We start from the raw sequence: 12,492 nt of genomic DNA, 5'->3' as shown, positions 1-12,492 counted from the left end.
ATGAGAAAGGCTGATTTAGTAGTTGGAGTTCAATGGGGTGATGAGGGTAAAGGCAAGATAGTTGATATGCTAGGACTAAACTATGACATGATCTGTCGCTCACAGGGCGGCCATAATGCCGGCCATACTATCTGGGTTGATGGTGTTAGATACGCGCTTCACCTTGTTCCAAGCGGAATTTTGCATAAAAATATCATAAACATCATTGGCAATGGCGTTGTTGTTTGCCCAGAAGTATTAATCACTGAAATGGCTCAGTTTGAAAATTTGGAAGGAAGACTTTATATTAGTGATAAAGCACATTTAAATCTAAGCTACCATAGTCAAATCGATCAAGCAAAGGAGAGACTAAAGGGCGAAAAGGCTATCGGTACGACTGGCAAAGGCATAGGACCAACTTATGCTGATAAAATAAGTAGAAGTGGCCACAGAGTAGGCGAGTTACTTGAGCCAGAGCGTTTGTGCGATGCTTTGATGCATGATTTTGAGACAAACAAATGCGTATTTGACGCACTTGGTGTAAAAATTCCCAATGAGAATGAATTACTTGAAGAGCTAAAAAGATATAAAGAGGTTTTAGCTCCATTTATCGCAAATACTACAAACCTAGTGTGGAAGGCACTTGATGAAAATAAAAAGGTATTACTTGAAGGCGCTCAGGGTACGCTTTTAGATATCGACCATGGCACATATCCATACGTAACTAGCTCAAATACCATAAGTGCAGGTGCTTGCACAGGTCTTGGACTAAATCCAAAAGAAATCGGTGAAGTAATAGGCGTCATAAAGGCATATACAACTCGTGTTGGCTTTGGCCCTTTCCCAACAGAAGATAAAGGTACGAGTGGCGATAAGATGTGTGATATCGGTAAGGAATTTGGCACAACAACAGGCCGCCGCAGACGTTGTGGCTGGTTTGATGCTGTGAGTGTAAAATATGCTTCAAGACTCGATGGTGTCGATACTTATGCGCTTATGAAGCTTGATGTACTTGATGGATTTGAAGTGGTAAAAATTTGCAAAGCTTATCAATATAATGGTGAAACTATTGATTATATGCCAACAGATCTTGAAAATGCAACTCCTATTTACGAGGAACTTGCAGGCTGGGATAGCGTAAAAGGCATAAGCAAATATGAAGATCTGCCAGCAAATGCAAGAGCCTATATCGAGCGAATAGAAGAGCTAACTGGCGTAAAGATCGGCTACATCTCAACAAGCCCTGAAAGAAGCGATACGATCATTAGATGAAAAGCAAATTTACCTCTATCGTCCGTGTAAAAAAACAAGAGATGGATAAGGTAGAGGCAAAGCTTGCCGTTGCTAGGCTTAATGTAAGAAATTTTGAAGAAAATTTAGTACATTTAAGAGCAAGGCTTGAGGAGTTTTGCTTGCCAAAAAGTGGCAATATAAGCGAGTTAAAGGAAAATTTAGAGTTTATAAAGATAGCAAGGCAAGAGTTAAATGCCTGCAAAGAGAGCCTTGAGATAGCTAAAAAAGAGGTTTCGCATTACGAACATAAATATAAAAATGCAAATTTAGAGTACGAAAAGATGAAATATCTAGAAAAAGAAGAGTTTAAAAAAGAGATAAAACGCATACAAAAGGCCGAAGCACTTGCGCTTGATGAGTTTGCGGTGATGAAATTTACAACTAAGAGCGAGTTTTGATGAGAGCGGTTTTATTACTCTTAACTATTTTAAATTTTGCATTTTGTTTTGAAGTACCAGTTGACTGTACGCAAATTTTTGAAGCTAGAAAAGAAGAAATTTCAAAGGAACTTGAGATCATAGACGAGCAGCGCCAAGCTTTAGAGGTATTTCGTGCAAGCTCAGCAGCAGCCTATGAAGAAAATAATAAAAAGCTTGCCAAAAAAGAAGCTGATATAAATGCGACAATGAAAGTAATCGAGCAAAAACGCAAAGAGATCGATGAAGCGATCGCTAAAAATGAGAAAATTTTAAAAGAACTTCGCACAATGACTAGCGATAAAGTCAATGAGTCATATTCTAAGATGAAAGATGGCGCGGCAGCTGAGGTTCTCTCTAAAATGCCTAGATCAAACGCAGCCACCATACTTTATGCTCTTGATGCCAAAAAGATATCTACTATCATGGCAAAAATGGATCCAAAAGTAGCATCCGAGATCACCACTTTGCTTCAAAAAGGGCCACCATTTGCTGATGAAAAAGGCGATATGCCAACCCCAGCTGGTAGCATAAATATTCAGTAATAAATTTTTGCACAAGCAAGCAAAATTTTAAAAAATTTAGACACCAAAATATAAAGCTCTATGCTTATAAATTTTTAATTTTAAGCTCGCCTAACTTTAGCTTGCATACTTTTGTGGTAGCTATTTCTTGACCAAACTTGCTACGACTCCAACTCCAAGGATGACTAGAATGATAAAAAGGCTAATTTGTGCAGAAATTTCAAATCCGTTATGAAAGATATGAGCAGTCGCATTTACAGCTAGCTTTGCTACGATAAAAAATAAAAGCACGATCACAGAAATTTCTAAATACTTTAAAAAATTTTTGAGTGCTTCAAGCACAAAATAAAGCGTTCTTAGCCCAAGTATCGCAAATATCATCGCTGAATAAACAATCACAGGATCTTTGCTCACAGCAATGACAGCTGGAACGCTATCAAAAGCAAATATCACATCGCTTAGCTCAATCACGCAAAGACACAAGAATAATGGTGTTGCTATCCAAGTGGCTTTTAGCCTTAAAATTTGATCGTTAAGTGTAGTTTTTTGACTATCTGAAATTTGCTTAGAAATTTCGCTAAATTTAACAAAAAAACTGTGTCCAAAAAGCTGTGGTAAAACCGGAAAGAAGCGGTAAACTGCCCTATAAGCTATGTGGTTTGAATAATCTTTTATATCCTCATCGCACTTATCTTTTTTTATCATCATTACGGCACTATATGCGACTATTGCTGCAAATATTAGCTCCATCCAAGGCGAGATGGCAAAAAGCATCGTACCTACGGCTACAAAGATGAGCCTAAATATCATAGCTCCTATAACGCCAAAATAAAGCACTCTGTGGCGATAAATTTCAGGTATATTAAACCATGAAAAAATCGCCATCATCACAAAAAGATTATCTACCGAGAGCGACTTTTCTAGCGCATATCCTGCAAAATAAAGACTTGCTATCTCACTGCCTCGCTCAAAATATAAATATATACCAAAAAGTACCGAAGCTCCTATCCAAAAGATAGACCAAATGCCAGCTTGTTTTAGTGAAATTTTCTCATCATGTTTATGAGCAAAAAGATCTATTCCAAAGGCAAGCGATACCATTATAAGAAAAACTATAATTGTTTGAATTTCTGACATGTTCAACTTTTATCCTTAAAATTTTTAACAAGGCATCATCAATACTTCTACTATCTCGCCTTTTTTGAGAAATTCTTTATCCATTGGGATCATTAAAAGTGCGGCTTTGTTTGTTAAATTATTTACGATCGCTGAACTGCCAAGCTTTTTACCATTTAGATTTACAAAATTTTTTCCTTCACGATTTTCTAAATTTACAGCCGTAAATTCTAAAAATGGTGAGCGTTTTTTATAGTCTTCGTCCATTATCGCCGTGATCTTTGGCTCATTATTGCCTAGCCATAAATTTATCAAAACTCTAACATAAAGCACGCACATAACCATCGCCGAGTACGGAAATCCTGGCAGTGCAAAGATATATTTATCGCCTGACTTTGCTACTCTAATGTGGCGGCCTGGCTTGATAGCAGCGCCCTCAATAATGAGGCTAAAATTTTCATTTAAAGCGCCTTTTACAAAGTCATAGTCCCCCATACTTATGCCACCAGTCGTCACTAATATATCAGCTGATTTTAGTGCGTTTATGATCGCTTTTTCGACAAGCTCAGCCTTATCTCTTACGATCTCACAAAGGATCGGCTCTGCGCCCATTTTGCGTATCTGCATAGCGATACCTACGTGATTTGAGCTGTGAATTTGTGCTGTATTTTCTAATGGCTCGCCAAGGTCTTTTATCTCGCTGCCAGTCGCTAGTATCGCCACTCTTGGGCGTATGAAAACGCTTACATGAAAGACACCAAGCTCAGCAAGAAGTGCTATCTCGGAGTAGGTTAGACGAGTACCTTTTTTGATCAAAATTTCGCCTTTTTTGTAGCTCTCGCCCACTTCGCGCACAGCAAAACCCTTTGGCACGCTCTTTTTGATGAGTATTTTTGATCCAACAACCTCGACATTTTCTACCGGCACAAGAGTATCAGTGCCTTCGCTCATCAGTGAGCCAGTGAAAGTTTTTACACATTTACTACCCTCTATAACCAGTCCTTTGTCGCTTCCAGCAGGCAGGTCTGTGATGAGCTCAAGCTCGCTTAGGCCATCTTTAAAGGCAAAAGCGTAGCCGTCCATCGCTGAAACCGGCTTTGCTGGGTAATTTTCGGCGGCTGTCACGTCGTAGGCGATATTTCTATCAAGTGCATCTGTGATGGCTACTTTTTCGACCTTTTCCCACGCATTGATTGTATCTTTTAGAATTTTTAGGCTATCTGCGTAACTCATAAAATCTTTCATTTTTATCCTTTTTATGAAATTTTTGCATATTTTATCTACTTTGCTCTTAAAAAAATTAATCTTTGTTTTATTTAATGATTATTAAAATGTCGTTTAAGAAATCAGTTTGATTTTACCCTATACACAGGAATATTCATGAATAAAACAGTGCTTTACATCATTGCAGGTGCAAGCCTTGGCATTCTTGGCCCAGTGCTTGTTTATTTTGGCAACCCAGCAAACATGGGCGTTTGTGCGGCTTGCTTTTTAAGGGATAGCGTAGGTGCTCTTGGCTTTCATCAAGCCAAAGTGGTACAGTATCTAAGGCCTGAAATTTTAGGGCTTATCATCGGAGGCTTTTTAGCAAGCATGCTTTGGAGTAGAAATTTCACTCCAGTATCTGGCAGTGCAGCATTTTCTAGATTTTTCCTAGGTATGTTTGCTATGATTGGTTGCCTTATCTTTTTGGGTTGCCCATGGAGAGCGTTTTTGCGCCTTGGTGGCGGAGATATGACTGCTATTGCTGGCCTTGTAGGTCTATTTGCCGGCGTTTTTGTTGGACGATTTTTCAAGAAAAATGGTTACGTTATACCTGAAAATGATGCCACTACAAAACCAGTTGGACTTTTGCCACTTATTATTGCAATTTTACTTTTAGCAGCCCTTGTTTTTGGTTTAAAGCTTGGCGATAATGGTGCATTATTTAGCTCAGAAAAAGGTCCAGGCTCACAGCATGCAAATATCCTTATCTCGCTTATTTGTGCTATTGTTATAGGTATTTTTATGCAAAGAAGCAAATTTTGTTCGGTTGGTGCGATCAGTAAAGTTTTTGAGCGTGATTTTTCGATGTTTTATGGCATTGTATCTATCATCGTTTTTGCAAGTATCACAAATTTAGCTCTTGGACAATATAAATTTGGCTTTGAAGCTCAACCTATCGCTCATAATGACGTCCTTTGGAATTTCCTTGGCATGAGCTTGGCTGGTCTTTGCTTTAGCCTAAGTTATGGCTGCCCAGGCAAACATTTAGTACAAATGGGAGCTGGAAATTTAAGCTCGGCTGTATTTGTTTTAGGTATGGGAGCAGGTGCTGCGATAAGTCATAACTTCATACTTGCAAGCTCTGGAGCTGGCATCACTCCTTACGCTCCATATGCCGTAGCGATCGGCTTTATCTATGCTATTTATGTCGGAGTTTTTACTAAAAAAGCATAATATAAATTTGGCTGCCTTTGCAGTCAAATTTACTCACTTTTTATATCTATCACCTCATCAAAAAGTCCAAAAAGCTCACGTGGGTGTGTGATCATGAAAATACTAGCCTTAATCTAAAATTTTTTAGTGGCAATAGTAATGCATTTTTTAAGATGGCAAATGATAATTTCAAATCGAACTAAAATTTTAACAATTAATTGGTAAAAATTAATAAACATCAATATAAAATAAATATTTTAAGCCATTTTGATATAGAATATCGATTTTAATTTTATCTAAAGGAATTCTATGAAGTTTAGTATACTTGCTTCATCACTGATCTTTAGCTCGCTGTGGGCTTTAGATACAAATAACAGTGATTATTCAGTTGTTTTACCAACTATCGAGGTGGAAGGTATCTCGGAGCAAAATACCCTAAAAGGTTATATCGCGTATGATAGCGCGGATATCAATAGAAATGGGCTTAGTAACAAAGAGACGCCACAAACTATCGAAAATATAGATATACAAAAGAACAGAAACTACGGCACAAATGATCTTTCAAGTATCCTAGAAGGAAATGCTGGTATTGATGCAGGCTATGATATGAGAGGCGAGAGCATCAAGATAAGAGGCTTTAGTGTTGATGGTGGCGATATATATAGAGATGGTGTTAGAGATTCTGGCCAGATAAGACGCAGTACAGCAAATGTTGAGAGAGTTGAAATTTTAAAAGGACCAGCTTCGATCTTGTATGGAAGAAGTGACGGCGGTGCGGTTGTAAATTTGGTTAGCAAAAAGGCAAATTTTATGCCTGTTTATAAGCTTTCAGGTAGGGTTGGTAGCTGGAGTAGATATGGCGGTGGTATAGATGTAAACCATGTAGTAAATAATCAACTAGCCGCAAGACTAACGACTGATATGGAACGTGGAAAGTCATGGAGAGAGGGCGTAAAATATAAAAATTTTATGGTAAGTCCAAGCGTTGTCGTGACAAATGATGGTGGAACGGTGAGTTTTGAGGCGCAATACACATATGATAATGCTTGGCGTGTGCCTGATAGAATGCCAACAAAAAGTGTCTATGACAAGCTTGGTATCGACTATGCAAAGGGATTTTCTCATGATGGAGACTTTGTTGAAGATAAGCTTCATTTCTTTCGTACCGAGCTAAATGCAGAGTTAGCAAAGGACATGAATTTAAAATGGGTTTTTGGTTATAGAAAAGCTAGTCAAAATTTTGATCACTACTTTGGTGGAACCATCATGCCTGGAAATAGACTAAAGCAAAACTATGCTAAACAACAAACTGATAATAACACGCTATCAAATGCCATAACACTTACAAAAGAGCTTGAATTTACAAGATTTAAGCATAATCTTACTTTTGGATATGACAACAGCGTAGAAACTCGCCATCCGAGGCTTTGGTATAATAGTAAAAAAAATGTGACTATAAATCCATACGCATCAAGATCAAGTTGGGGTAGCGTGGGCTACATGCCACTTAATGCTGATAATAAACATAAAGCTATAAATAATGGAGTGTTTTTAGAAGATCTAATAAGCCTAGATGACAAATATAGGCTACTTCTTGGCGGTAGGTTTGACTTTTATAAGTTTAAAACACGAGACATAAATGGTAAAACAAATAGCTACAAAGGGCACTCTTTTAGTCCAAGAGTTGGCTTGCTGTGGGACTTTTTGCCAGAACATACCGCATACGCTTCATACTCAAAGAGCTTTGCCCCTTATGGTGGTCGCGGAAATATAGGTATAAGTACGGGCGATACAACGATGCTTGATCTAAAACCGCAGAATAACGAGCAATACGAAATCGGCTTAAAAAGCACATGGGCTGATAATAGATTTAGCTCAAACCTAGCGATATTTCAGATCGAGCATAATAATATAAGATATAGACCAGATCCTGACAATGATCCATATACATGGGCAGTTCGCGGCAAGGAGCGCAGCCGCGGTATCGAGCTAAACGTGCTAGGGCAAATTTACGAGAATTTATACCTGCGCAGCTCGCTTGGATACATGAGAGCCATCATCGTAAGTGATAAGTCAAATCCATTAAACGAAAAACTTAGTCTAAAAAATACAACTAACTGGCAGGGCAATGTTTTTTTAAGATATGCTAAAAATGACAAATGGTATGTCGAAAGTGGCGTAACAGGATACTCTAAACGATATAGCTACCAAGTAGATAAAACAAGCATAACCGATCAACACTTGCCCGGCTTTGCAAGGCTTGATGCAAGTGCTGGATATAACTTTAACGAACATGCTCAAATAACATTAGCAATAAACAATATCCTAAATAAAAAATACTGGCGTTCTGATTCAAGACCTGGCGATGAGAGATCGTTTATGCTAAATATGCACTACACTTTTTAACTAAAATTTACACTGCCTTCTCTTTGGCGGTGTAATCTTTTGTCATGTGAAATTTTGATAAAATTAGCCACCAAGGATGGCTAAATTTGAAGTTATCTTAAAATTTGAATCTTTGCTTTTGCGCGGAGTTTATCAAAATAATCAGCCATAAGTTTTTCTTGCTCACCTTGATAAAGCTCATTTATAACATTATCCTTAACGTCTGCAAAGCTTGGAGTGTATGAGCCGATCTTCTCTTTTACTAAAAACATATCAAAGCTGTCAGACCCTTGCAAAGGCTGTGTGTAGTCACCGTTATTTGTGCTTGAGATGATCGCAGCAAGCCTTGGATCTATGCTTTGATAGTCCAAACTAACCTCTTGTGTTTGCACGCCGTCTAGCAGCTTCGGACTTGTCTTTTGAGCCTCAAGTAGCTCAGGATCTTTTGCTCTATAAACTACTACTCTAGCAGTGCTAAAGACCTTAAATTTATCAGGATTGGCGTCAAAATACATCTTTGCTTTTTGCTCATTTACATTTTTGCCAGCTTCAGCCAAGATGCTTTTATAAAGCTTTTCTTGAAGCATCTTTTTTTCTATGTTGTTTTTAAACTCCAAAAAGTCAATGCCTTGAGCTTGGATAGAGCTTCTAAACTGCGAATTTGTCATGCCATTTTGCTTTGCGATCGATTCGATCCTGTCGTTTAGCTCAAATGGCGTTACGCTAATGTTCAAATTTTTTATCTGAGCATCTTCGAGTCTATCTCTTATGAGTAAATTTAAAGCATCTTGTTCGCTAGCTCTTAACTGCTCTTTCAAGCTATAAACTTCATAAAGCGTGATTGGTTCGTTCTCTACAATAGCTGCGATACCGTTTATCATCTGAGCCGAATATAAATTTAAAGCACTTAGCATGCCAGCAGCCAAAAAGAGCAATTTTTTCATAATAAAACCTTTATTTAAGTATTTAGTAAATATAATTTTGGGCAATTATAACATAAAAATAAGGCACAAAATGATAGTTACTAGATTTGCTCCGTCGCCTACTGGATACCTACATATAGGCGGACTTAGGACAGCCCTTTATAATTATTTATATGCAAGAGCTAATAATGGAAAATTTTTACTTCGCATTGAAGATACTGACCTAAAACGAAACTCTGAAGAAGCCACGCAAGCCATAAAAGAGGCATTTGCTTGGTGCAAGCTTGATCATGACGGCGAAGTGACTTATCAGTCAAAAAGATTTGATCTTTACAAGGAGTATGTAAAAAAACTTCTTGAAGAAGGAAAAGCTTATAAATGCTACATGAGCAAGGACGAGCTTGAAGAGCTTAGAGCTAGCCAAGAGGCAAGAAAAGAGCGTCCAAAATATGACAATAGATATAGAGATTTTACTGGCACGCCTCCAGCTGGCATCGAGCCAGTCATCCGTATAAAAGCCCCACTTAGTGGCGAGATCGTCATACATGATGGCATAAAGGGCGAGGTTAAATTTAAGGTTGAAGACATATTAGATGACTTCATCATCGCTAGAAGTGACGGCACACCGACTTATAACTTCACGGTCGTAATAGATGACGCATTAATGGGCGTAACAGACGTCATCCGTGGCGATGATCACCTGTCAAATACCCCAAAACAGATCGTTCTTTACGAGGCACTTGGCTTTAAGGTGCCAAAATTTTATCACGTCGCTATGATAAACGGAGAGGATGGCAAAAAGCTTAGCAAAAGGCATGGCGCAACTGATGTTATGGAGTATAAAAAGATGGGCTATTTGCCTGAAGCACTCTTAAATTTTCTAGTTCGTCTTGGCTGGAGCCACGGTGATGATGAGATTTTTACTATTGAGGATATGCTTAAATACTTTAATCCAAACGACATCAACAAAAGCTCAAGCACCTACAACGCTCAAAAGCTTGACTGGCTAAATTCTCACTACATTAAGACTTTACCTTATGAGAGGCTAGCGCACGATATGCTTGAGTTTGGTGTGGATTTTAAGGCTTTGGTAAAGGGTGAGCTACTGCTAAATTCGCTCCGTGAGAGATCAAAGACACTAATCGAAATGGCAAATAGTGCAAACGCGATCATCAACGCTCCAAAAAGCTACGATGAGAAAGCATGGGCTAAATTTATAAATGAAAATAGCAAAGAAATTTTGGCTAAATTTGCTCAAATTTTAGATCGTGACCTTGACGCAAAGGGCTATGAGGAGCTAACAAATAAATTTTTAGAGCAAAATGGCTTAAAACTAAAAGACTTAGCCCAGGCTCTAAGGATAGCGCTAACTGGCTCAAGCGTGAGCCCAAGTATATTCGAGGTGCTTGAAGTAGTGGGCAGTAGCGAGACGAAAAATAGAATACAAAATTTATTAAAGGAAGAAAAATGACACATGTAACTAAAGAAGAAGCACTAAACTACCACATAGGCGGTAAGATCGAGATAAAGGTAAAGACGCCTTGCGAGACGTCAAGAGACCTTTCAATGGCCTATACGCCTGGCGTTGCAGAGCCTTGCAAAGAGATAGAAGCTGACAATGAACTAGCTTATAAATATACAAATAAAGCAAATCTAGTAGCCGTTATCACCGATGGTACGGCTGTCCTTGGGCTTGGCGACATCGGTGCGATCGCTGGCAAGCCAGTTATGGAGGGTAAGTCAGTTTTATTTAAAAAATTTGCAAACGTTGATGCCTTTGACATCGAGTTAGACGAGCATGATCCAGATAAGATTGTTGAGATTTGCAAGGCTCTTGCTCCAACATTTGGCGGCATAAATTTAGAAGATATCCGTGCTCCAAAGTGCTTTGAGATCGAGAGAAAACTTCAAGAAGCAGTTGATATTCCTGTAATGCATGATGATCAGCACGGCACAGCGATGATAACAAGTGCTGGCATGATAAATGCGATGGAAATTTCTGGCAAAGATATATCTAAGATAAAAATCGTAGTTAGCGGCGCAGGTGCGGCTGGCATTGCATGCGCGAAGATGTATAAAGCGCTTGGCGCAAAACACATCGTGATGATAGATAGTAAAGGCGTCATTCACTCAAAAAGAACAGACCTAACACCTGAAAAGGTAGAGTTTGCGCTTGAAACTGAGGATAGAACTTTGGCTGATGCGATGAGGGGTGCTGATATGTTTTTAGGTCTTTCTAAGCCTGGTGTGCTTACAAAAGAGATGGTTGCGTCAATGAATAAAGAGCCTATCATCTTTGCTCTTGCAAATCCAGTGCCTGAAATTTATCCAGAGGACGTTGAGGCTGTAAGAAGCGACGTGATGATGGGCACAGGTAGAAGCGACTATCCTAACCAAGTAAATAACGTGTTAGGTTTCCCATTCATCTTTAGAGGTGCACTTGACGTTAGAGCTAAAAAGATCACTGAAAATATGAAAATGGCAGCTGCTAGAGCACTTGCAGAGCTTGCAAAAGAGCCAGTGCCAGCTGAAGTTTTAAAGGCAAGTGGCGTTAGCGAGCTAAAATTTGGCAAAGAGTACATCATCCCAAAACCATTTGACAAGCGCGTATTAACAGCAGTCGCTCCAGCAGTTGCAAAAGCAGCAGTTGAAGATGGTGTAGCGAGAGTAAAAGATTTTGATGTTGAGGCTTACAAAGCCAAGCTTGCAAAAGGATTTTAAAATTTAGCCCAAATTTTGGGCTAAACTCTTTTTGGCATTTTGTAAAGACAAACCTTGTAAAAACAGTAAATTTAAGGACAAAAAATGCAAAACGTAAAGCTCATCTCGCACCCACTGATCGAGCATAAATTAACCATTCTACGTGATAAAAATACCCAACCTTTTCAGTTTCGTATGCTAGTTGATGAGATCAGTTATCTTATGATCTTTGAGGCGACTAGAAATTTAAAGGTAAAAGATGTCAAAGTTCAAACTCCAGTTGCGGTGGCAGATGCAAAGAGGCTTACTACAAAGGTGATGATATGCCCTATCTTAAGGGCTGCGCTTGGCATGCTTGATAGCGTTTTTACTATCATCCCAGACGCGAGTGTAGGCTTTTTGGGCTTTCAGCGAAACGAGGAGACAGCGCAGGCTGAGTTTTTCTACGCAAAGCTTCCAAAAGACGCAAAAGAGCGCATGGCGATCATCATCGACCCTATGTTTGCAACTGGCGGCACGGCGATAGATGCGGTCAAATTCTTGCGTGAAAATGGCATTAAGGAGATCAAATTTATCTCTATCATCGCTGCTCCTGAGGGGCTAAAGAGATTTAGCGAAATTTACCCAGACGTCGAGGTTTATACAGCTTCGATTGATGAGAAGCTAAACGAGAAAAACTACATCGTTCCAGGTCTTGGTGATGCTGGCGATAGAGTTTTTAATACGCTTTAAGGGCTA

General features: G+C 38.9%; 11 protein-coding genes. 8 read left to right on the top strand and 3 right to left on the bottom strand.

The window, feature by feature from the left end:
* From CVT05_RS06465 to CVT05_RS06455, 3 genes are read left to right on the top strand one after another with little or no spacing between them, the layout of a single operon-like run.
* Positions 1–1,251 carry an adenylosuccinate synthase gene (locus tag CVT05_RS06465; protein WP_084041659.1) on the top strand — a complete coding sequence of 417 codons (1,251 nt, stop codon included), beginning with the start codon at positions 1–3 and terminating at the stop codon, positions 1,249–1,251.
* On the top strand, positions 1,248–1,670 hold the full coding sequence (locus tag CVT05_RS06460; protein ID WP_107698225.1) for a flagellar export protein FliJ: 423 nt from the start codon (positions 1,248–1,250) through the stop codon (positions 1,668–1,670). Before CVT05_RS06465 ends, CVT05_RS06460 begins: the two co-directional genes overlap by 4 nt.
* Positions 1,670–2,233, top strand: a complete 564-nt coding sequence (locus CVT05_RS06455; RefSeq protein WP_107698224.1) for a MotE family protein — start codon at positions 1,670–1,672, stop codon at positions 2,231–2,233. Before CVT05_RS06460 ends, CVT05_RS06455 begins: the two co-directional genes overlap by 1 nt.
* Before the next feature lie 120 nt (positions 2,234–2,353).
* Here the strand turns inward: CVT05_RS06455 and CVT05_RS06450 are convergent, their stop codons facing one another.
* The gene (locus tag CVT05_RS06450; RefSeq protein ID WP_159071221.1) at positions 2,354–3,349 is read right to left on the bottom strand and encodes a TerC/Alx family metal homeostasis membrane protein; all 996 of its coding nucleotides are present in this window, start codon (positions 3,347–3,349) and stop codon (positions 2,354–2,356) included.
* Positions 3,350–3,373: 24 nt separating this feature from the next.
* On the bottom strand, positions 3,374–4,573 hold the full coding sequence (locus tag CVT05_RS06445) for a molybdopterin molybdotransferase MoeA (RefSeq protein WP_107698222.1): 1,200 nt from the start codon (positions 4,571–4,573) through the stop codon (positions 3,374–3,376).
* Positions 4,574–4,708: 135 nt separating this feature from the next.
* Between CVT05_RS06445 and yedE the strand changes: the two genes are divergently transcribed.
* Both yedE and CVT05_RS06435 read left to right on the top strand, forming a co-directional pair.
* The gene (gene yedE, locus CVT05_RS06440) at positions 4,709–5,767 is read left to right on the top strand and encodes a YedE family putative selenium transporter (protein ID WP_107698221.1); all 1,059 of its coding nucleotides are present in this window, start codon (positions 4,709–4,711) and stop codon (positions 5,765–5,767) included.
* Positions 5,768–6,055: 288 nt separating this feature from the next.
* Positions 6,056–8,152, top strand: coding sequence for a TonB-dependent receptor (locus CVT05_RS06435; RefSeq protein WP_107698220.1), 2,097 nt, complete (start codon positions 6,056–6,058; stop codon positions 8,150–8,152).
* Positions 8,153–8,244: 92 nt separating this feature from the next.
* Here CVT05_RS06435 and CVT05_RS06430 read toward each other — a convergent pair whose 3' ends face one another.
* Complete coding sequence (locus CVT05_RS06430) at positions 8,245–9,075, bottom strand: peptidylprolyl isomerase (RefSeq protein ID WP_107698219.1); 831 nt, start codon at positions 9,073–9,075, stop codon at positions 8,245–8,247.
* Positions 9,076–9,145: 70 nt separating this feature from the next.
* Between CVT05_RS06430 and gltX the strand changes: the two genes are divergently transcribed.
* The 3 genes from gltX to upp all read left to right on the top strand — a co-directional run bounded on the left by gltX (position 9,146) and on the right by upp (position 12,486).
* Positions 9,146–10,525 (top strand): glutamate--tRNA ligase, encoded by a 1,380-nt coding sequence (gene gltX / locus CVT05_RS06425; RefSeq protein WP_021090970.1) that lies wholly within the window; start codon positions 9,146–9,148, stop codon positions 10,523–10,525.
* The gene (locus CVT05_RS06420) at positions 10,522–11,775 is read left to right on the top strand and encodes a malic enzyme-like NAD(P)-binding protein (protein ID WP_107698218.1); all 1,254 of its coding nucleotides are present in this window, start codon (positions 10,522–10,524) and stop codon (positions 11,773–11,775) included. The genes gltX and CVT05_RS06420 overlap by 4 nt, the downstream gene beginning before the upstream one ends.
* An 84-nt stretch (positions 11,776–11,859) precedes the next feature.
* Positions 11,860–12,486, top strand: a complete 627-nt coding sequence (gene upp / locus CVT05_RS06415; protein ID WP_107698217.1) for a uracil phosphoribosyltransferase — start codon at positions 11,860–11,862, stop codon at positions 12,484–12,486.
* The last annotated feature ends 6 nt before the right edge of the window (positions 12,487–12,492 follow it).

It is taken from the genome of Campylobacter concisus (genome assembly GCF_003049705.1).
GTDB lineage: Bacteria > Campylobacterota > Campylobacteria > Campylobacterales > Campylobacteraceae > Campylobacter_A > Campylobacter_A concisus_AR.
Note: the sequence above shows the minus strand (reverse complement) of the source record. Positions and strands in the feature narration are given on the sequence as shown.

Bases quoted from the DNA above. Each gene is read 5' to 3' on its own strand.
- CVT05_RS06465 (WP_084041659.1), top strand. From the start codon at position 1: ATGAGAAAGGCTGATTTAGTAGTTGGAGTTCAATGGGGTGATGAGGGT.
- CVT05_RS06460 (WP_107698225.1), top strand. From the start codon at position 1,248: ATGAAAAGCAAATTTACCTCTATCGTCCGTGTAAAAAAACAAGAGATG.
- CVT05_RS06455 (WP_107698224.1), top strand. From the start codon at position 1,670: ATGAGAGCGGTTTTATTACTCTTAACTATTTTAAATTTTGCATTTTGT.
- CVT05_RS06450 (WP_159071221.1), bottom strand. From the start codon at position 3,349: ATGTCAGAAATTCAAACAATTATAGTTTTTCTTATAATGGTATCGCTT.
- CVT05_RS06445 (WP_107698222.1), bottom strand. From the start codon at position 4,573: ATGAAAGATTTTATGAGTTACGCAGATAGCCTAAAAATTCTAAAAGAT.
- yedE (WP_107698221.1), top strand. From the start codon at position 4,709: ATGAATAAAACAGTGCTTTACATCATTGCAGGTGCAAGCCTTGGCATT.
- CVT05_RS06435 (WP_107698220.1), top strand. From the start codon at position 6,056: ATGAAGTTTAGTATACTTGCTTCATCACTGATCTTTAGCTCGCTGTGG.
- CVT05_RS06430 (WP_107698219.1), bottom strand. From the start codon at position 9,075: ATGAAAAAATTGCTCTTTTTGGCTGCTGGCATGCTAAGTGCTTTAAAT.
- gltX (WP_021090970.1), top strand. From the start codon at position 9,146: ATGATAGTTACTAGATTTGCTCCGTCGCCTACTGGATACCTACATATA.
- CVT05_RS06420 (WP_107698218.1), top strand. From the start codon at position 10,522: ATGACACATGTAACTAAAGAAGAAGCACTAAACTACCACATAGGCGGT.
- upp (WP_107698217.1), top strand. From the start codon at position 11,860: ATGCAAAACGTAAAGCTCATCTCGCACCCACTGATCGAGCATAAATTA.